This is a genomic window from Allobosea sp. OK403 (assembly GCF_900113835.1).
Lineage (GTDB): Bacteria > Pseudomonadota > Alphaproteobacteria > Rhizobiales > Beijerinckiaceae > Allobosea.
Genome location: NZ_FOQV01000001.1, coordinates 54,500 through 74,994, shown reverse-complemented (window position 1 = coordinate 74,994; position 20,495 = coordinate 54,500). Strand labels below are relative to the sequence as shown.

Here is a 20,495-nt window from a genome sequence, read left to right as displayed (position 1 = left end):
ATGACCCTGGCCATCTGGTTGCGCATCATCATCAGCCTGATCGGGCTTGCCGCCTTCGGCGCGCTGGTCTGGTTCGCCAGCCCGTTGATCTCGATTGCCGGGATCTATCCGTTCGATTCCGAATGGGTGCGCTTCGCCATCATCGCGGTGGTGTCGCTCATCGTGCTCGGCCTGCTGGTCTGGGGTATCATCCGGCGCAGGCGCGAGGCGGCGGCGCTGGAGCAGGGCCTGGCCGATGCCGCCGTCGACGAAGGCGATGGCGACGTGCTCGGCGAGCGCATGGCGGACGCGCTGCTGACGCTGAAGAAATCCGCCGGCTCGAGCGCCAACTATCTCTACGAGCTGCCCTGGTATGTGCTGATCGGCCCGCCGGGCTCCGGCAAGACCACGGCTCTGGTCAATTCGGGGCTGAAATTCCCGCTCGCCAAGGGCGGCGCGCCCTCTGCCGTCGCCGGCGTCGGCGGCACGCGCTATTGCGACTGGTGGTTCACCGACGACGCCGTGCTGATCGACACGGCCGGCCGCTACACCACGCAGGATTCCGACGCCTCGGCCGACCGCAAGAGCTGGCTCTCGTTCCTCGACCTGCTCAAGAAAAACCGGCCGAACCAGCCGATCAACGGCGTCATGCTGGCGATCAGCATCGAGGATGTGCTGACCGCGTCGCCCGCCGAACTCAACGCCCATTCCGATGCGATCCGGGCGCGATTGACCGAGTTGCACGACAATCTCAAGGTCGATTTCCCGGTCTATGCGCTGTTCACCAAGATGGACCTCGTCTCCGGGTTCATGGAGTATTTCCAGCATCTGAACGAGGCCTCGCGGCGCGTGGTCTGGGGTCATACCTTCCAGACCGACGACAAGACGCTGAACATGATCAGCGAGGTGCCCGACGAGTTCGACGCGCTGGTGGAGCGCCTCAATTCCGAATTGCCTGACCGGCTCCAGGAGGAGCCAACGCCCAATGCGCGCGTGCAGATCTTCGGCTTCCCGACCCAGATGGCGGCGGTGAAGACCCCGATCATCGAGTTCCTCAACCGCATCTTCGAGCCGACGCGCTATCATTCGCGCGCGACCCTGCGCGGCTTCTATTTCACCTCGGGCACACAGCAGGGCACACCGATCGACCAGCTGATCGGTGCGATGGCGCGCAATTTCGGCGCGAACCAGGTCGCCGCCGCCGCAATGTCGGGCTCTGGCAAGAGCTTCTTCCTCACCGATCTGATCACCAAGGTGGTGATCGGCGAATCCGCCTGGGTCTCGACCGACCGCAGGGCGGTGCGCCGCGCCTTCGCCTTGAAGGCGGCCGCCTATAGCCTACTCGCTTTGGTGACGCTGGGCGGGGCGGCGGCGTGGTGGACGAGCTACAATCGCAACGTCAATCTGATTGCCGAGACCAACGACCAAACCAAGACCTTCGTGGCGACCGCGGCCCCGATCATCCAGGAGCCGACCGTCGCCGATCGCGATCTGGAGAAGATCGTGCCGCTGCTCGATGCGCTGCGCGCCCTGCCCGCCGGCTATGCGCAGGAGGGCGTCTCGCCGCCGGTGCAGGCGACTTTCGGCCTGAGCCAGTGGGACCGGATCGGCTCGTCCTCGGAGGCTGTCTACAAGACCGGGCTGGAGCGCCTGCTGCGCTCGCGCCTGATCTTCCGCATGGAAGAGCTGATCGAGGCCAATCGCTCGCGGCCCGATTTCATCTACGAGGCGCTCAAGGTCTATCTCATCCTCGGCGGCCGCCAGAAGATGGACGAGGATCTGATCCTGCTGTGGATGCGGCGCGACTGGGTCGACAATCTCTATCAGGGTGCCGCCAATGCGCGCCTGCGCGAGGAGCTCAGCCAACACCTGACGGCGATGCTGCGCCTGCCCGATTCCGGCGGTGCCGGCACGTTGACGCTCAACGAGCCATTGATCGAGGAGGCGCAGAAGACGCTGGCGCGGTTGAGCCTGGCCGAGCGCGCCTATCAATTGCTGCGCGTCCAGGCGCGCGCCTCACCGGGCAAGCCCGACTGGACGGCCGCCGCCAAGGGCGGCGCCGACGCCAAGCTCGTCTTCGAAGGGCCCCGCGGCGGCGAGCTCGAGAATGTCCGCGTCCCGTTCTTCTATACCTATGCCGGCTTCCATGAGGGCTTCATCGGCCGCCTGCGCGACGTCGCCAAGCAGATCGAGGAGGAGCGCTGGGTGCTGGGCACGGCCGGCGACCAGACCGCCGTCTCGGATCAGTACGAGGCGCTGCCGCGCGCCTTGCTGGAGCTCTACGCCAAGGATTTCATCGCCTCCTGGCAGAGCACCATGGCAGCACTGCGCTTCCGGCCACTGCTCGCCAACAAGCCGCAATATCCGGCGCTGAGCGCGGCGTCGGCCGTCACCTCGCCGCTGAAGCAGGTGCTGGAATCGATCCGCGACGAGACCAAGCTCACCCGCGAGCGCCCGGCGCCGGCCGGGCAGACCGCGACGCAATCGGCAGGCGGCTCTTTGAGCCAGGCCCAGCAGGCGCAGAACCTGGCGCAGCGGCTCGGCGTCAATACGGGCAGCGCCTCGACAACGCTCTCGCGCATGGATATCGCGCTCAAGGCGATGGAAAAGCCCAACACCGCCAGCGGCGAACAGGCTCCGGGCGCGACCATCGAGGCGGCCTTCAGGCCGTTCCACCAATTATTCGAAGGCGAGCAGGGCCGCCGGCCGATCGACCAGGTGCTGCTCGCCTTCTCCGAGGTGAACCAGAATCTGCGTCTGCTCGCGACCAACCCGGCGCTGGCGCCGCAGGTCAACGCTACCTTGCCCGGGCAGATCCAGACCTTGCGCAACAGCGCCAACCTGATCCCGCAGCCCTTTTCCGGCCTGATCCAGACCGCCGCCACGAGCTTCGAGAATGAACTGACCGGCAGTTCGGTCTCGCAGCTCCTGCAGGACCTGCGCTCGCAGGTCACCGCGACCTGCAACCTGATCGTCACCAACCGCTACCCCTTTGCGCGCGGCAGCGACCGCGACGTGCCGCTGGCCGATTTCGGCCGGCTCTTCGGCACGGGCGGCATCATGGACAAATTCTACACCACCAATCTCGCGCCGCTGGTCGACACGTCCAAGCCCGAATGGGCCTTCAAGCAGAACATCAGCGTGGCGCGCTCACTGCCGCCCGCCGCGCTCAAGGAGTTCCAGCGCGCCGCCGACATCAAGGACGCGTTCTTCGGCACCGGCGGCAACATGCCCTCCTTCACCATGGCGATCACGCCGCAGCCGGCGGCGAGCTCAGGCTCCGCGCCGACGATCAAGCTCGACATCAGCGGCGTCGCCGTGGTGGCGCAGGCTGGCGGCGGACCGACGCCGGTGGTCTGGCCGGGGCCCGCCGGGCTCGACCGCACGGTGATTTCGAGCCAGACCACGAGCACGGGGCTGTTTGGCGGCGTGACCAGCAGCCCACCCGTCTTCGGACCGGAGAAGCGCGGCCCCTGGGCCTTCTTCCGCTTCCTCGATCTCGGCTCGGTGACGAAGCGCGGCGAGGCCTTGGTCGCCAGCTACTCCGTCGGCGGCCAGTCGATTTCCTACCAGATCAATGTATCGTCCCTGAAGAACCCGCTGACATTGCCGGCTCTGCGGGAATTCAAATGTCCGGGAGGCTGAGGCAGGATGCACTGCGCCCTTTTCGGCAAGCTACCGGCCAAGCGCGATTTCATCGCGGTGAACATGCCGCGCGAACTCCTGCGCTTCTGGGAGATCTGGCTGCAGGGCGGCATGGCGGCCAGCATCCAGGCCCTCGGGCCAGGCTGGAAGGAGGCCTATCTCAGCGCGCCGATCTGGCGCTTCTGGCTCGGCCGCTCGCATCTCGGCAGCGAGGTGCTCGGCGCCTTCATGCCCTCGCTCGACGGCGTCGGCCGCTATTTCCCGCTCGCTGTCCTGGCGATGGCGCCCGAAGGCCAGGCCTTCGCAGCGCCGACCGAGAACGCGCAGGCTGCCTGGTTCGAGAGCGCGGAAGCCTTCCTGCTCGATACGCTGGAGCCAGACGCTGCCTATGAGGCGACGCTGGCCGCGCTCGAAAGCCTGCCCTTGCCCGAGAGCGTCGCGCGCGACACGCAGCCTGCGATCGTCGCCGCCAATCGGGGGCTGCTCGGCGTGAGCGACGACGCCGCGACCGAGATCCCGGCCTTGCTGGCGCGGCTCGAACGATCGGACAAGGCCGCCCGCCAGGCGGCCGGCTCCTGGTGGTGGAGCATCGGAGGCGATAGGTTTCCGGCGCTTGCGCTTTGTGCCGAGCGGCTGCCGGAGGCACAGCATTTCACGCTGCTGCTGACGGGCCCGGCCGCCAGTCCGGAAAGCGGCGGCAATGACGAGAGCGGCGAGAGCGCACAACCGGCCAGGATCGGAGTCGAGCCCTGATGGACAGCACCCTTCCGCCCCCGTCCATGCGCGCGAGCAACGATCCGCTCGCCATGCTTGCCGGCGCGCTCAACCAGCAGGCCAGCTTCCGCTTCGAAACCGGAGCGACCACCCATGTCGGCAAGGTGCGCAGCGAGAACGAGGACAGCTACATCGTTCACACTGACGCCGGCCTCTGGTGCGTCGCCGACGGCATGGGCGGCTATGAGGCCGGCAAGCTCGCCTCCTCCACCGTCGTCGAGGCGCTGCGCACGATCGGCCAGGCGGCCTCCGCGGCGGATCTTCTCGCGCGGTTCCAGGACCGGGTGCTGCAGGCCAATATCGGCCTGCGCAAGGCGGGCGAGGAACGTGGTCTTGCCACCTTCGGCACCACCGTCGTCGCGCTCCTGATCTATGAGCGCTTCTTCGCCTGCTGCTGGGCCGGCGACAGCCGGACCTACTGCGTCAGGCAAGGCCGGCTGTCGCAGATCTCGCGCGACCATACTGAGGTGCAGGATCTCGTCGACCAGGGGCAATTGACCCCGGAGGAGGCCAAGCGCTGGCCGGGGCGCAACATCATCACGCGCGCCATCGGCGTGAACGACCTTCCCGATCTCGACCTCATTCAAGGCGTGGTGGAAGAGGGGGACGTTTTCGTGCTATGCAGCGACGGCCTGACCGGTCATGTCTCGGATACCGAGATCCTGGCCGGCGTGGCCGGGCGCGCGCCGCAGGCGGCCTGCGACCATCTGGTCGAGCTCACTCTTGCGCGCGGCGCGAGCGACAACGTCACGGTGATCGTCGTGGCCTGCGAGCCGAAGGACGCGGAAGCGCCAGTCCCCCCCTCGCCGGCCAGAAGCGACGCCGACGGGCGCGAGGCCTGAAGCGATGCGGCGGAATGAAACAGGGATGACGGAGATACGGCGGCGTTGCCGCCGCCTTGTCCGCGCCCTGTCGGCCGCCAGCTCCGGCGAAGGCCGTGCGCCATGAGCGACAACGGCGCCACCGTCATCATCCCCCGCGCCCGCGTCGCCGTCGGTACGACGCTGAACGGGATCTATCGGATCGACCACCCCATCGCCGCCGGCGGCATGGGCGAGATCTATAAGGGCTACGCCATCCAGACCGGCGATGCGGTGGCGATCAAGATGATCCGCTCCGATCTCGCCGAGAACGAGAGCGCCCTCGCCCTGTTCCGCAAGGAAGCCTCCTCGCTGCACAACCTGCAGCACGAGGCGATCGTGCGCTATTACCTGTTCTCGATCGACCCGCAGCTCGGCCGCGCCTATCTCGCGATGGAGTTCGTCGACGGGACCTCGCTGAAGGACCATCTCGTCCGCGGACCATTGTCCTTCGAGGATACCTGCATCCTGCAGCAACGGATCGCCTCGGGGCTGCATTCGGCGCACAAGCTCGGCATCATCCATCGCGACGTCGCCCCCGACAACGTCATCCTGCCCGGCGCCGACGTGGCCTTGGCCAAGATCCTCGATTTCGGCATCGCGCGCTCGACGCGGGCCGGCGAGCAGACGATCATCGGCAGCGGCTTCGCCGGCAAGTACAACTATGTCTCGCCGGAGCAGCTCGGCCTGTTCGGCGGCGACGTCACCCCGAAATCGGACATCTACAGCTTCGGCCTGGTCCTGGCGGAGTGCCTTCAGGGCCGCCCCATCGACATGAACGGCTCGCAGGTCGAGGTCATCGACAAACGCCGTGTCGTGCCCGACCTGTCGAAGATCGATCCGCGCTTCCGGCCGCTGCTCGAAAAGATGCTGCAGCCCCTGCCGGAGAACCGCCCGGCGACGATGGCGGAGGTCGCGGCCTGGCAGCCTGCCGTGGGCAAGCCGGCCAAAGCGACGACGGGCGGCGGCAGCAGCAAGACGGGCATGGCGATCGCAGCCGGGCTCAGTGCCGTCGCTCTGCTCGGCGGCGGGCTTTATTTCGGCACCGACCTGCTGAAGGGCGGCAGTAGCCCTGCCCAGATCGCCAGTACCGGCCCGGCGCGCCTGGCCGATGAGGAGGCGCTTGCCGCCCAGGCTGCGCGCCGCACCGCCGAAGATGCACGAGCCCGGCAGACCCAGGAGCGCGCCGAGCAGGAGCGCGCCCTGCAGGAGAAGGCCGCGAGCGAGAAGCTGGCGCGCGAGCGCGAGCTCGAAGAGACGCGTCGCCAGGCAGAGGCAAAGGCTGCCGACGACGCCCGCAGACTGGCGGAAGCCAGGGCGGCCGAGGAGGCACGCCGGGTCGCTGAGGCCAAAGCCGCCGAAGAGCGCCGTGTCGCGGAGGCGAAAGCCACTGAGGATGCCCGCCGCGCAGCCGAAGCCAAGGCCGCAGAGGATGCGCGCAAGCTCGCAGAGGCGAAGGCCGCAGAAGATGCGCGCCGTGCGGCGGAGGCCAAGGCCGCAGACGATGCACGCAAAGTCGCAGAGGCGAAGGCGGTCGAGGACGCGCGCCGTGCGGCAGAAGCGAAGGCCGCAGAAGAGCGCCGCGTCGCAGAGGCGAAAGCCGCCGAGGAAGCCCGCAAGCTGGCGGAGGCCAAAGCTGCGGAGGAACGCCGGGTCGCCGCCGAGGTGAGAGCGGCTGAGGATGCACGCAAGCTCGCTGAAGCCAAGACCGCCGACGACGTGCGCCGCCTGACCGAGGCGAAGGTCGCCGAGGATCGCAGGCTCGCAGCCGAGGCAAAGGTCGCGGAAGCCAAGGCCACCGAGGAAGCGCGCCGCGCGGCCGACGCCAAGGCCGCCGAGGACCGTCGTATCGCAGCGGAAGCGAAAGCGGCCGAGGACGCCCGCAAGCTCGCCGAGGCCATGGCCGCAGAGGAGGCGCGCAAGCAGGTCCTCGCCAAGGCAGCCGAGGACAAGCGCCTCGCAGCGGAAGCGAAAGCGGCAGAGGATGCCCGCAAGCTCGCCGAGAGCAAGGCCGCGGAGGAGGCCCGCAAGCAGGCTCTCGTCAAGGCGGCCGAAGACAAGCGCCTCGCGGCTGAAGCGAAAGCGGCTGAAGACGCCCGCAAGCTCGCCGAGGCCAAGGCTGAGGAGGAGACCCGCAAGCAGGCTCTCGCCAAGGCTGCCGAGGAACGCCGCCTCGCCGCGGAAGCGAAGGCGGCGGAGAACGCCCGCAAGCTCGCCGAGGCCAAGGCAGAGGAAGACGCGCGCAAGCAGGCCCAGGCCGCCAAGCTCGCCGAGGAGCGCCGGCAGGCGGCTGAAGCCAAGGCGGCCGAGGAAGCCCGCAAAATCGCCGAGGCCAAGGCCGCCGAAGAGGCCCGCAAGCAGGCCCAGGCGAAGGCGATCGAGGATAAGCGCCTCGCCGCAGAGGCCAAGACGGCTGAAGACGCGCGCAAAATCGCGGAGGCCAAGGCCTCGGAGGAAGCGCGCAAACAGACCGAGCTTCAGGCTGCAGAGGCGCACCGCGTCGCCGAGGAGCAAAGCGCCAGGGCGGCTGCCGACGCGGAGGCCAACCGTGTCGCCGCCTTACGCGCCGACGAGGAGGCAAAGCGCAAGATCGACAGCGCCACCGCGGAAACGCGGGCCACCGCGGAGGATGCGCAGATCACCGAGCGCCAGCGCATCGCGCTTGAACAGGCGCAGGCGCGCTGGCTGACTGAGGAGGCCGAGGCCATGCGCCGCGCCGGGGTGACCGCGCCGCGCCAATCCATCGAAGAGGTCGAGCAGCGCAACGCCGCCGCCCAGGACCAGGGCATGCAGGTTGCCCTGGCAGACCCCAGCCAGCTCGCCCCCAAGCCATTGGCCGATGCGCGGCCACCGCGCCCGGTCCCGACCGACCCTGCAGCGCTGACGCGCGAAACGCAGGAGGAATTGACGCGGATCGGCTGCTATGCCGGCCGGATCAGCGGCAATCTCAATGTTGCGACGCGGGAAGCGCTGCGCATCTACCGCCAGCGCATCGGCGCGGCCCCCGAACCGGCTGCGATCACGCCCGAGCAACTGCTCGATCTGCGCGAGCGGCCTGCCCCGACCTGCCCCCCGACGAATGTCGCCCCTGCGCCGGGCAAGCAGGCCCCTGCCCTCGTGCGTCGCCCGCAGCGCACTGAGCCGGTGCAGCGCGCCCAGCAACCCCAGCGCGAGCGCGCCGCCGAAAGCAAGCCGGCTCGGGCCGCGCCGGCCGCCGCAGCGGCGCCCGCGGCAGCAGCACCCAGGCGCGTCACGCCAGGTCTCGGATTGGGCTTCTAGGGCCCCATCTGTTTGGACTAGGGCCCCATCTGTTTGGAATCGCCAGCCACTCTCGGCACCGTGCCACCGCTCGACCTCGCGCAGCGGTTAGACCATTCGATATGATGAAACCTCTGCGTATGCCTCCTTCGCTCCTAGAGCATTTCCGCGTTTCTCCGAATCGCGGAAATGCTCTAGCTCCTTGTTTTATCGCGTTTTCTTCACGCGAACCGGTGTCCACTTCGCTCGAAAATGCTCTAGCAGGAGAAGGGCTATCACTCCCGCATTCCAGCCTTGGCGAGGCCTTCAAGCAAGGTCGGCGTATGCGCGAATTTGGCGAGACGCTGGCGCAGCAGCCCGAGGCACATATGCGGCGCAACCTGGCGCTGGCGTTCCAGCACCGGCTGCGCGAGTTCGATCCGGCCGAGATGGCCGTAGACGCTGGCCACGCAGTTATAGGTGCTCGACCATTCGGGGAATTCCGTCAGGGCTTGCAAGAGCGGCTGAAGCGCCTCCTCGAAGCGCCGCGCGGCCAGCAGGGCGAAGCCGAAAATCAAGCTATAGAAGCCTGAAAACGTGCCAACCGGGTTAAGCCTGCGAGCGCGCTCGGCCTCGCTGACCGCCTCGTCGAAATGACCGGCACGTATCAGCATCCAGGCGAACATGGCGCGGCCGAGCGCAAAATTCGGCACAACTTCCATGGTGCGCCGCGCTTCGGCGATGGCCTCGCCATGGCGCCCCTCGGCGCCAAGCACGAAGGCATAAGTCATGCAGGACCAGGGCTCGTCCGGATCGAGGCGTTTCGCCGTAAAGGCGTGCTCGATGATGGCAGCCCCAACATCGGCGTCACGATACCAGCCGCATTGCACGCCGATCATCATGGCCCAGGAGATGAACGCGTGGGCCCGCGCGTAATCCGGCTCGATCTCCAGCGCCTGGCGCAGGAGTTCCATGGCCTCGTAGGCATCGGCTCGCCGCAAGCGGTTGATCAGGGTCCAGGCCCGCATCGCCAGGCCCCAGGCCTCGGGCCGGTCGTGGCGCATCTGAGCCCGGTAGCCCTCCTCGGCATAAATGCTGGGCTCGATGGCCGCCACGACGCGCTCGGTGATCTCATCCTGAAGCGCAAAAATATCGTCCATCGGGCGGTCGTAGCGGTCGGCCCAGATATGGCGGCCGCTCTCGGCCTCGATGAGCTGAACATTGAGGCGCATCCGGGTTCCCGACGTGCGGACGCTGCCCTCCAGCACGTAGCGAACGCCAAGCTCCCGGCCGACATCGCGGATATCCACGGCCCGGCCCTTATAGGCAAAGCTCGAATTGCGCGCGATGACGAAGAGCCAGCGCAGGCGTGAGAGCGCCGTGGTGATATCCTCGACCAGCCCGTCGGCGAAATAATCCTGTTCGGGGTCGCCGCCCATATTGTCGAAGGGCAGCAGGGCGATGGACGGCTTCTCGGGCAGGGCCAAGGCCGGCTTCACGGCAGGCTCGGACGCCGCAGAAGCGGGCAAGACATCGTGCGCGACAGGCGGCGCATGTTCCTGGACCTCCGCCACGAAACGAAAGCCCTTGCGCGGCACGGTGCGGATGACGCTTTGCGCCTCGCCGCTGTCGCCGACCGCCTTGCGGGCGGCATTCATGCGGGTGGTCAGGGACGATTCCGCGACGATGCGGCCATGCCAGACGCTATCGAGCACCTCGTCCTTGCTCACCATGCGGTCCCGATTGCGCAGGAGATAGAGCAGGAGATCGAAAACCTGCGGCTCGATCGCGACCGGCGATCCGGCCCGGCTCAACTCGCGCCGACCGGCGTCGAGGACATGCTCGCCGAAGACAAACCGCATTGGTGCTCCCCGGCCCGCCAGACCGATCTGTCTTAAGAAACAAACAAGGGATTCTTAAGGGAAAAGCAAGCGGCTCTTCAAGCGAGGCGCCAGCCTCTCCGGCATGGTCCTTTCATCGGACGCGGCAATCACGCCGGTCCAGACCCCAAGGAGACCACCATGTTCACCAAAGCCCTCGTCACCGCCGCCGCCCTCACCGCCCTGGTCGCCGCTGCCGCCCCCGCACAGGCTGGCGTGAAGATGAACAGCCTCGCCACCAATGGCATCAAGCTGAACAGCCTCGCCAGCAACGGCTTCGTCCTCAATGGCTTCGTTCTGAACGGCCTCTACACCAATAGCCTCGCCGCCAACGGCATCTGGCCGAACACCCTCGCCCTCAACGGCCGGAGCATCCAGGGTGTCCGCCTCAACGGCTTCGTGGTCAACGGCATTGCCGCCAGCGCGCCTTCCGAAGGCCGCGTGCTCGGCATCGAACTGCCGGCGACGATCTCGCAGCGCTAAGCCGGACGGACGCCAGTTGGGCGGGGCGGCGAGGACGTTCGCCGACCCCGCTATCATTCTTCCGATCCGAGGAGTTCGCCATGCCCGTCAAAACCCTGATCGCCGCCATCTTCCTCTTCGGCATCACTTCCGCCAGCGCAGCGCAGCCCGCCCCGCTGGTCGAGGCCGAGGGCACACAGTTGCGCGTCACCCTGGCGGATGGCCGCGTGCTGCATTCGCCGGAACTGATCGGCGCGACATTGCTGATCGCCACCGCCGATGGCGGCGCGGTGCGGGCGCGGCTCGACGCGCTCGAAGCCGATCCGGACGACAAAACCGGCAAGGTCTGGCTGCACAGTTTCAGCGCGCAGGACAAGGACGGCGCCTGGCAACCGCTCTGCATGCCCGGCCCCGATAAGCGCCAGCAGGGCTTTCCGCTGGCTGGACGAGCGCGAGCCGACGGCTCGGTCGCCGCCGCGCCATCGACCGAGCTGGAGCTGGTCTGCACCAGCGGCGCGCGCGGCAAATGCGTGCGCTTCGGCTATCACCCCTGGGAAAACGCGCGCGATGGCAGCCCCATGCTGCCGCTCTACAACGCCTGCATGCGCATGGTGCGCGCCGATTACGGCGGCAACGATCATCCCTATACCCGCAACGGCATGACGATCGACATCTATGACGATCTCGACGTCCAGAAGCTGGACGCCGGCGAAGCGATGCCGTTCGAGGCGGGCTGGTCGGAACAGGGCGCGGTCTGCCTCGCTCACCCACGCGTGCCGGAGAATGGTTCGCTCGCCGATATCGCCAGCGCCAATCCGCACCTCGCCGGCCATCTCGGTCCCGAGGCCTGCACGGAGGAGAAGGCGCGCGCGCTCGGCGCGGTGCTGTTCAACCGCTCTGCTGCAAGCCGCTAGTTCGAGCATCGTGACAGCATCATTCTGCGCCCGCATCGCCTATGCTGCGGAAAATCGAGGAGGACGTGATGGAACAGCCGATCCAAGCGCATAACCACAAGCCGGCCATGGTCTGGAGCGCGGGCGGCGTCGATTACGACGCGATCAGCCGCGGCATCGCGGATTCGATCGAGCATTGCGTGCTGCGCCTCGACCCGAAGCCGGGCGAGCACATCCTCGACCTGGCGACCGGCACGGGCTGGACCTCCCGCGCCGTGACCCGGCGCGGGGCCCGCGTCACCGGCGCCGATATTGCCGCCGACCTTCTGGCCGCGGCCAGGGCGCGAGCCGCGGCGGAGAAACTTGATATCGACTATCAACTCGGCGACGCCGAACACCTGCCTTTCGCCGACGGCGCCTTCGACGCGGTAATCTCGACCTGCGGGGTGATGTTCGCCAGCAGGCAGGAGGCCGCCGCCGCCGAACTTGCGCGGGTCTGCCGCAAGGGCGGCCGCATCGCCCTGACGACCTGGCTCGCCGACAGCAATCTGTTCAAGATGTTCCAGGTGATGAAGGCCTATATGCCGCCGCCGCCCGATCCGGCCCCGCCATCGCCCTTCGCCTGGGGCCGCACCGAGCGGATATCCGAGTTGCTCGGCCGTGACTTCGACCTCAAATTCGAAAAGGGCGTCTCCTATTATCGCGAGCCCAGCGGCGAAGCGGCCTGGAACACCTTCGTGACCGGCTACGGCCCGACCAAGTCGCTAGCCGCCAGCCTGGACGAGGGCCGCCGCGCGGAACTGCGCCGGGACTTCATAGCGTTCCACGACAGTTTCCCGACTGAACTCGGCATCTGCGTGCCGCGCGAATATTGGGTAACGGTGGGAGTCCGGAAATAAGGCGCTATTTGCGCCTCGGACGGGCTCGATCCGCCGAAAGCGGGCAGCACTTTAGGTGCAGTCGATAAATCCCATTGAACGGTAAAGGCTGGGGACCAGCGCCGAGGACGTAGAGCTCCAGCCCATAACCTTACACAATCACGCTGGTATCCCCACTGAACTACCTTCCATCCGACCGACGGACTTGGCAGAGCGGCCAATGCATCCGCCTTTCTCGCCTCGCACGGCCATCGTCTCCGCAAATTGCTGCAAAACGCTTCGCAAAGATTCTCAGGTGATGATGAGAAATATGTCTACGCTATAGCCCTCTAAAAACGACACTCGAACGATTATCGTAAATATTTGACCCAAGTAGAATTTCTGACTTTTCAACTTTCCAATCGTATTTTGAGGTTGGGAGGAAAGCCAATCTCCAAGTCTTCGCATCAGATTGTGGAACGTCGTACACCCTCGGTCGTCCAGTGGAGGGCCCCCCGCCTGGCATCGGTCGCTGCGCGGGATGGTTTGCTGCGGTCGATGCTCAAGGCACCCTGGCGTCGAGCGTGGGATACATCACCACACTTTCCTGCGCGGTCGGTTCGTTCCGGCAGCCGATAAAAACGGCGGGTTCACTGCCCCGGTTCACAGCGACATGCGGTACATTCGCAGGAATGAACAGGTAATCGCCGGCGTGCGCGACATCGCAATGCTGGAGTTTGTCGCCGGTCCACAGCTCCACATTATCGCCGCTGAGCAGCAGGAACGCAGATTCATGGAACTCGTGGACATGCGCCTTCGTACGCCCCTCTGGAGGAAGCGTCACTTTGCCGAACCAGATCATCTGGGAGCCGATCGTTTCGGCGCTCACCGCGGGGAAATAATCAGAACCCTGTTCGGCGCGGTAGCCGCTGCCGGTCTTAACAACGCAGCCCTTGGTCAGGCGGCTCGCCGTGCTCTTCGACGGATCGACTTTGGTCATCGTAGTCATGGGCAACTCCCTCGGATTGCTGCATGACCGCTTGATCTCGGCATGCTCGGCGCGCAGGATCATTAGGGGCGTAACCAAAGTCCCGAAGGGGGCGCCGAAAAGTCCCGAAATCTTCCAAATCTGCTAAATTCAACCGCATGCATGGGAAAAGCATTGCCTTCGGACCTTGCGTCTTCGACTTGAACCGCGGAACGCTGCTGCGCGAGGGGAGCCCGGTCGCGGTCGGACACAAGGGATTGCTGCTGCTGACGGCGCTGCTGCGCAAGCCGGGCCAGACCGTCACCAAGCCCGAGTTGATGGATGCGGCTTGGCCTGAAATGGCTGTCGAGGAGAGCAACCTTTCCGTTCAGATCGCCGCGCTGCGGAAGCTCCTGGGTCCTGCGCCGGATGGTGGGGAGTGGATCGCGACGGTTCCGCGCGTCGGCTATCGATTTACAGGGCCGCTCAGCAACGCCGATCAAGTTGCGCAAAAGCCCGGTGAACGCCAGGAGGGGTTCGCTCGCAAGCCGACCATCCTCGTCCTGCCATTCAAGAACATCGGTGGCGATCATACGCAGGATTATCTCGTTGACGGGATCACCGAGGACATCATCGTCGCGCTGACGCGATTCCGGTGGTTCTCGGTCCTCGCACGCAATTCCAGCTTCGCCTTCAAGGGCAGGCCTGTTGATCCTGCGACGCTCCGGACCAATCTGAGCGAGGAGCTTGGCATCCGCTACGTGGTCGAAGGAAGCGTGCGCAAGTCCGATCAGCGAGCCCGCATTGCCGCCCAGCTTATCGAAGTCGGCTCAGCGTCTCATGTCTGGGCTGAACGATATGATCTCGAACTGACCGAGCTGTTCGCCATTCAAGACGAGATTGCGGAGCGCATCGCCGGCGCCCTCGAGCCCGAACTGCTCAAGACGGAGTCTGTCCTTGCTGCGGCGCGCCACACCGGCAATATGACCGCGTGGGATCTTGTGCGCCGCGGAACCTGGCACTTTCATCACGTGACGTGCGAAAATCACTTCAAGGCCCGAGAGCTGTTTCGGCAAGCATGCACCCTCGATCCCGAATTGCCGGAAGCGCATCTTTGGATCGGCCGCGTCAACGCAGGCATCGTGGCCTACGGCTGGAGCCACGCACCGACCGACGATATCGACGAAGGAGCAGCGGCGGCGCTCGCCGCCATTCGGCTTGACGAGAAAAACCCCTATTCCCACTACGCTCTCGCGATCGTGAGCGTCTATGGGAATGCACTCGATCGTGCGATCGCCGCGGCCGAGCGCGCGATCGAGCTCACTCCGAGCTTCGCGCTGGGGCATCTTGTGCTCGGCATGGCGCGCCTCTTCAGTGGCGGTGCATCTGAGGCGGTGCCGCCCCTTGAGCGCGGTCTCAGGCTCAATCCGTATGATCCGCAAAATTTCGTCTGGCTCAATGTCCTTGCGTTCGCACACCTGTTTTCGGGTTATCCTAATCGGGCACTCGATTCAGCGCTCAGAGCACAGAAGGTCAGCCCGGCATGGCGGCCGATTTTCGAGACGCTTGCGGTCTGCTATGTTGCGCTCGGCCGCAGAGAGGAAGCCCGGAGAACAGCCACCGAAATGAGTAAGCTTGACAAGCCAGCAGGAGATGCGCTGGCGCCGCTGTTGACGAGCAATCCGCATTGGCAAGAACAAAGGCTCGCTTATCTGCGAGACGCTGGCCTGGAGGGATAGATTGCAGCGGGTGCATGCCCCCGGCCGGCTCGTCTTTGTCGTGAAGGAGCACGATGGCTCGGAGGCGAACCGGTGAGAAAACGCTTGGATGAGATGTTCTCCGAGAGAGTGTTGGGCGCCACTCCTCTCTCTCTACCAGCGGAAATCGTAGACGCCGGGGCGGGCCAAACCCCACCATGCCACCCTGAGCGATTCGAACTTTTTGCCGCCTAGCGCCGCCGCTACTGCGCTTTTCCCCTTCTCGCTAATTCTCCGATTTTTCTCGGGCGTAGTCCCGGCCCCCATCGGCGACAAATTTCGGTGTTGGCGCGGTGAAAATGGAAAATTGGCGCGCTCGGAACGATTCGAACGCTCGATCTTGGCCCACGAAAGGCAGTCACGCGGGCTCTGCTCCGGCTTGCGAGGGAGCCTCCTGGAGCATCCTTCGAGACGCGCCTTACGGCGCTCCTCTGGATGAGGACTCGCGGAATTTCCAAACGGGGTCTGAGCCCGGAATGACATGGGGCGCTCAAACGCAATCGAGCGACGCAAGTCTTGCGCCGCTCGCATCATTCGCTTGCCGATGGCGTCCGTCGTGGGCCGTTCAGTAGACCGTGCCGAGCCAGATGAGGCTGGGCCGCGCGGAGAATGAAGTATAGCCCTCGGCACGACGCGGCGGGCGGGCCGGCTCGGCATAAGCCACGCGCTGGAGCACCGGAGCGGTGCGGGCCGGTTTGGCCGAGGCCGCGCGCACGCTCTGGGGACGCGTCGCCGCGTTACGCACAGGCGGCAGCGGCGCTACTACCAGATGCGGCTCTTCTTGCACTTCCGCGACCAGAAAAGCGCCGGGAACGATGACGTCCTGCGCCAATGCAGGCGTCAGCCCGCTGAGTGCGAGCGCCGTTCCGAAAGCCATGGATCGCGCAGTCGAAAGGCCGAAGGTCATCACCTAGCTCCATTCTGCATCAAGGCACCATATCATGATTGTGCCAATGCGCCAACATCCGGAAGGTTCCACGAAAGGGGTGAAGAATGTCCGAATGCTATCGGAACAACCGGATCTAAGCCCGTTTCAGGTCATTTCTGGCGTTCTCCCCGCCCCCGCCGTCTCCGCGTCCCGCCTCAGCCCGGGCGGCGCTGCAGCAGCTTCAAGCCATGGTCGATGCAGGTCGTCAGCCTGGCGCGGCGCTCTTGAGTCGCGTTCCGGGCCAGGGCGATCAGGACTGCCGCGCGGATCGCCTTGGCCGTCAGATGCGGCGGGGCCATCACTGGAGCGTGGGGATTGTCGGCCATATCGCCGCCGGACCAGGCCGCTCCCAGCGCAAGCCAGGTGCTGGCGTCGGCGCGCAGGCTGGCAAAGCCGATGCGCAACGCCTCGATCCGGCGCGACTGCTGCGGATCCTTGACCCAGAGTTCAGCCGCCTGGAAAGCCCGGTTCTGCTCGATCTGCTGGCGCTCGCGTTCATCGGCGAGCCCGCGCACGCAGGAGCAACCCCACCAGACCGCCTCCCGCCTGGGCAGGAGATAGGCGCAGAAGCTGATCGCGTCCTCCGGCGTCTTGCTGTCGATCAGCCCGACGAGGAAATCGCGCGGGGTGGCGTCGCTGGGAGCAGCCTCGATATCCTCTCCGGCAGTCGGAAAGGCCTCGAAGACATCGCGCGCAGTGAGAAAGCGGTCTTGGCGCATGGCGTCAGTTGATCTTCACCAGGCCGCCCGTGATCGTCAGGCTCGCATGGCCCTTGAGCTGCGTCGTCGTGCCCGACATGTCGAGATCCGCCTTGGCCTCGACCTTGATGTTGAGCGACGTCAACGTGATGCTCGAGCCGTCCATGACGATCGTCGAATCGCCCACCTTGAGCGTGATCTTCTGGCCCGCCTTGATCAGGATTTCCTGGCTGACGTCGACGACCTGGTTGCCGGTCTCGACCTTGAGATTGTCGTCGCCCTTCTTCAGGGTGATGTTGCGCGAGGCGTCGCCTTTCTCGCTTGAAAAATCCTCGCCGATATTACGGGTCTCGGTGTCCCGGATCAGCGTGTCGAGAAATTTCTCGGCGCGGAACTCGACCTTTTCGGCCTTCTTGGTGTCGTCGAAGGTCAGCTGGTTATAGCCATTGCTGCCTGTCGTCGTGTCCGATTTGATGCCGTTGATGTTCTTGCTGGCCTTGGTGCCGAACGGCATCTTGTGCTTGCCGTTATAGACGGTGCCGACGACCAGCGGGCGGTCGATGTCGCCCTCCAGGAATTCGACGATCACCTCCTGGTCGATGCGCGGGATGAAGGAACCGCCCCAGGAATCCCCGGCCCAGAGCTGCGCGACGCGGACCCGGTAGAGATGCTCGTCGTCGCGATCCCAATGGAACTTGACGAGGATGCGGCCCTGATCGTCGACGTCGATCTCCTCGCCCTTCTCGCCGACGACGCGCGCCGTCTGCGGGCCGAAGATCGTCGGTTTGTCCGTGAGCTGCGGCGGCTTGAACGGCCGGTCGGCGAGCTGGAACTCGTATTGCCCGGAATACTCGTGTCCGCCGCCATCCGAGCCGGAGCGATAGGACTGCAGCGAGACGAAGGAATGCGTCGCCCTGACGACGAGGAACTGCTTGTTCTCGCTGTCGGCGCTGTGGCGCTGCAGCGTGGTCAAGCCGCCGGGATAGAGCGTCGCGGCGTCGCCCGAGGCGATCCGGCGCCGGTCCGAAGCCTGCTCCGATTCGAGCCTGACCTTGGCAAGCGTCTTGCCGTCGCCATTCTCCAGGTAGCGGCCGGGATAGTCGTAAACCTCCAGCGTGGAATGCTGGTAGGCCTCCGAGGTCTGCTCCTCCGCCTGCATGTCCGCGTCGGGCTTTTCGTAATTATAGTCGCGGAAAGTGATCTTGCCGGTGCGGAAACGGCGCTCGACCATCCAATGCTCGAGATGCTCGACCTCGCGCCGGTTGTTGGTGTCCAGCGGCAGGAAGGGAATGGTTTCGGTGCCCTGGATCGGCTTGTGCGACGAGGCCTGATCGGCCAGCACCAGCCGATGAGTCCCGGCCTCGTGCTCGAAGTAGTAGCAGATGCCGTACTCCTCCATCAGCCTGCTGACGAAGGCGAGATTCGTCTCCCGGTACTGAACGCAATATTCGAGTTGCGGATAGGATTTGATGTCGAGCCTGAGCTCGCCGAGCTGCCCGTCGCGCAGGACCTTCTCAATGATCTTGTCGACCGTCTGGTTGTGGAAGATCTTGCAATTGGCGGTCTGCCCCAGCAGCCAGAGCCAGGGCCGCAACGTCAGGCGATAGAGATAGAAATCCTCCTGCATGCCGAGCCATTGCGCCTCGACCAGGATACCGCTGAAGTAGCGCTTCTTCTTGCGAACGACGACGGTGCCGTCGTATTCGACGACATTGATCTCAAGATGGCATTGCTGGCCGAGCGCAGCGTCGAAATCCAGGTTGTCCTTCGCGCTCAAGGCCTCGATGCGGTATTCGAACAGCTCGCTCAGGCCTTCATTGGCGTCGAGCCGCCGGAAGGCCAGAACATCGCCGCCGAACGGCGTCTTCAGGATCGCGGGTCGGTTGGCCTGACTAAGTTCTCGGCTCATGTCGGCTCGCATGTCCAATATGGCGGTCGCTAACCAGGCGAAACCTATAGTCCGCCGGCATCACGGTCTAGCACAGAGACCGGCTGACCAAAAGCAAGCCGACATTTCCGCCAATTCAACCGGTACGACACCGCAATTCAGCCTGGTTCTTAGCCGGGTCGCAATTGATCTCGATCCACCATAAAGCCAGGCGATCATTGTAAGATCGCGCAACGCATGGGAAACAAGGCGTTCATGGACGCCTTGTCACATACCGACGCTACGGCATGATTCAAGAACGCCGGCACGCCAGGAATGCGGGATGAGGGACATGGATCGGGGAACATCGAGATGACAGCGGACCTCGCCACGACCCTGAGCGAAGCGATCGAGGAGGACGCCCCCTGCGGCCCCGATCTCGACCTCGCCTATGACCCCGATTACAGCCTGTTCGTCGCGCGGGCGGAGGGCCTGCTGCCGGAGAAATCCTTCTTCGACTTCGACCGGACCAAGAACGACCTGGCGAAAGAAAGCAGCGCCGTCGAGACCCTCCTGGGGCGCACCCGCGATCTGCGCCTGCTCGTCCTGCTCGCGAAGCTGCGCATCCTCAACCGCGATCTCGGCGGCTTCGTCGCGGCCCTGACGGCGATGACGGCCTTGCTGCGCACGCGCTGGGAGCACGTCCACCCCGCCGCCGAGGAAGGCGATTTCAGCCTGCGCATCGTGGTCATCGAGTCGCTCGACGATACGACCAGCATCATCATGCCCTTGCTGCACGCCCCCTTGACCGTCAGCCGGCGCATCGGCGCGGTCAACTATCGGATGGTCCAGATCGCGAGGGGCGAGGCCACCGCCCGCGAGGGCGAGCCGGCGCCGGATCTGCAAGCCGTGGAAACAGCCTTCAGCGACGGCGACATGGCGGGGCTGGCCCAGAACCGCGACCTCGTCGTCGCTGCCACAGCCGCGCTGGCCGAGATGGAAGCCTGCGTCGAGGAGCAGAACGCCGGCAGCCTCAGCCTCGGAAAACTCAAGCCCACGCTCGACAAGATCGGGGCCGAGCTCGACGGCGCCATCCTCAAGCGCGACCCGGGCGCCGCGCTGGCGCCGCAGGCCGCCGGCGGCGCGGAGGCGAACGGCGCAGCCCCGGATGCGGCCGGCCCCACGCCCTCCATCCCGCTCGACACGCCGGCCGGCATCCGCCGCGCCTTGCTCGGCGCCGAGCTCTATTTCCGGACCTGCGAACCGTCGAGCCCGGCGCTCCTGCTGGTCGCCCAGGCGCGCCAGCTCGTCGGCAAGGGGCTCGCTGAAAGCGTTCAGCTCCTGGTCCCCGACCATGCCAGCGATGCGACCATCAATGTCGGCGGCCGCATGGTCTTCGACCTGCCGATCGAGCGCCTGGCCACATTGATCGAGGCCGGGCCCGATGGCGAAACTGTTGACGCAGAAGCCGATCCGCCCGCCGCAGGCAGCCGGCGCGAGGCGCTCGACATCCTTCAGCAGGTCGCCACGCATCTGCGCGTGCGGGAGCCCTCGAGCGCCATTCCGTTACTGTGCGAGCGTGCTCGTGCGATGGCCGAACGCGATTTCATGTCACTTTTAAGAGAAATGCTACCGGAACGTGCATTTCGAAATCTCGACGAAAGTTGATCATGGAGTTGACCTTACGGCCG

At 65.6% G+C, this 20,495-nt stretch carries 14 protein-coding genes; 9 read left to right on the top strand and 5 right to left on the bottom strand.

Translation table 11 applies throughout. From position 1 onward, the window contains the following. The 4 genes from tssM to BMZ97_RS31800 all read left to right on the top strand — a co-directional run bounded on the left by tssM (window position 1) and on the right by BMZ97_RS31800 (window position 8,537). Entirely contained in the window at window positions 1–3,624 is a 3,624-nt protein-coding gene (tssM, locus tag BMZ97_RS00320) for a type VI secretion system membrane subunit TssM (protein ID WP_092164296.1), read from the top strand. A 6-nt stretch (window positions 3,625–3,630) separates the two neighbouring features. Continuing rightward, complete coding sequence (gene tagF, locus BMZ97_RS00315) at window positions 3,631–4,377, top strand: type VI secretion system-associated protein TagF (protein WP_092164295.1); 747 nt, start codon at window positions 3,631–3,633, stop codon at window positions 4,375–4,377. Beyond that, the gene (locus BMZ97_RS00310) at window positions 4,377–5,240 is read left to right on the top strand and encodes a PP2C family protein-serine/threonine phosphatase (protein WP_244546175.1); all 864 of its coding nucleotides are present in this window, start codon (window positions 4,377–4,379) and stop codon (window positions 5,238–5,240) included. Before tagF ends, BMZ97_RS00310 begins: the two co-directional genes overlap by 1 nt. 102 nt (window positions 5,241–5,342) lie before the next feature. Continuing rightward, window positions 5,343–8,537, top strand: coding sequence for a serine/threonine protein kinase (locus BMZ97_RS31800; RefSeq protein ID WP_092164294.1), 3,195 nt, complete (start codon window positions 5,343–5,345; stop codon window positions 8,535–8,537). A 254-nt stretch (window positions 8,538–8,791) separates the two neighbouring features. Here BMZ97_RS31800 and BMZ97_RS00300 read toward each other — a convergent pair whose 3' ends face one another. Continuing rightward, a complete protein-coding gene (locus BMZ97_RS00300) occupies window positions 8,792–10,357 on the bottom strand; it encodes a winged helix-turn-helix domain-containing tetratricopeptide repeat protein (RefSeq protein ID WP_092164293.1) in 1,566 nt (521 codons plus the stop codon). A gap of 159 nt (window positions 10,358–10,516) precedes the next feature. Between BMZ97_RS00300 and BMZ97_RS00295 the strand changes: the two genes are divergently transcribed. From BMZ97_RS00295 to BMZ97_RS00285, 3 genes are all read left to right on the top strand, one after another. After that, window positions 10,517–10,858 (top strand): hypothetical protein, encoded by a 342-nt coding sequence (locus tag BMZ97_RS00295; protein ID WP_092164292.1) that lies wholly within the window; start codon window positions 10,517–10,519, stop codon window positions 10,856–10,858. 80 nt (window positions 10,859–10,938) lie between these two features. Further along, a complete protein-coding gene (locus tag BMZ97_RS00290; RefSeq protein ID WP_092164291.1) occupies window positions 10,939–11,751 on the top strand; it encodes an ADYC domain-containing protein in 813 nt (270 codons plus the stop codon). Window positions 11,752–11,819: 68 nt separating this feature from the next. Continuing rightward, window positions 11,820–12,629 (top strand): class I SAM-dependent methyltransferase, encoded by an 810-nt coding sequence (locus BMZ97_RS00285; RefSeq protein ID WP_092166426.1) that lies wholly within the window; start codon window positions 11,820–11,822, stop codon window positions 12,627–12,629. Window positions 12,630–13,149: 520 nt separating this feature from the next. Here BMZ97_RS00285 and BMZ97_RS00280 read toward each other — a convergent pair. After that, window positions 13,150–13,596, bottom strand: a complete 447-nt coding sequence (locus BMZ97_RS00280) for a cupin domain-containing protein (RefSeq protein WP_244546174.1) — start codon at window positions 13,594–13,596, stop codon at window positions 13,150–13,152. A gap of 137 nt (window positions 13,597–13,733) precedes the next feature. Between BMZ97_RS00280 and BMZ97_RS00275 the strand changes: the two genes are divergently transcribed. Then, window positions 13,734–15,293: a winged helix-turn-helix domain-containing tetratricopeptide repeat protein gene (locus tag BMZ97_RS00275; protein ID WP_092164290.1), complete on the top strand. Its 1,560-nt coding sequence runs from the start codon at window positions 13,734–13,736 to the stop codon at window positions 15,291–15,293. Window positions 15,294–15,876: 583 nt separating this feature from the next. On the opposite strand, the gene BMZ97_RS00270 is transcribed toward BMZ97_RS00275, so the two are convergent. The 3 genes from BMZ97_RS00270 to tssI all read right to left on the bottom strand — a co-directional run bounded on the left by BMZ97_RS00270 (window position 15,877) and on the right by tssI (window position 18,846). Next, window positions 15,877–16,218 carry a hypothetical protein gene (locus BMZ97_RS00270; protein WP_092164289.1) on the bottom strand — a complete coding sequence of 114 codons (342 nt, stop codon included), beginning with the start codon at window positions 16,216–16,218 and terminating at the stop codon, window positions 15,877–15,879. A gap of 176 nt (window positions 16,219–16,394) precedes the next feature. Further along, on the bottom strand, window positions 16,395–16,958 hold the full coding sequence (locus BMZ97_RS00265) for a DUF6931 family protein (protein WP_092164288.1): 564 nt from the start codon (window positions 16,956–16,958) through the stop codon (window positions 16,395–16,397). A gap of 4 nt (window positions 16,959–16,962) precedes the next feature. Continuing rightward, a complete protein-coding gene (gene tssI, locus BMZ97_RS00260; protein WP_092164287.1) occupies window positions 16,963–18,846 on the bottom strand; it encodes a type VI secretion system Vgr family protein in 1,884 nt (627 codons plus the stop codon). A 330-nt stretch (window positions 18,847–19,176) separates the two neighbouring features. Here tssI and BMZ97_RS00255 point away from each other — a divergent pair, with 330 nt between their 5' ends. Continuing rightward, window positions 19,177–20,472 carry a type VI secretion system protein TssA gene (locus BMZ97_RS00255; protein WP_175525378.1) on the top strand — a complete coding sequence of 432 codons (1,296 nt, stop codon included), beginning with the start codon at window positions 19,177–19,179 and terminating at the stop codon, window positions 20,470–20,472. Window positions 20,473–20,495 lie beyond the last annotated feature (23 nt).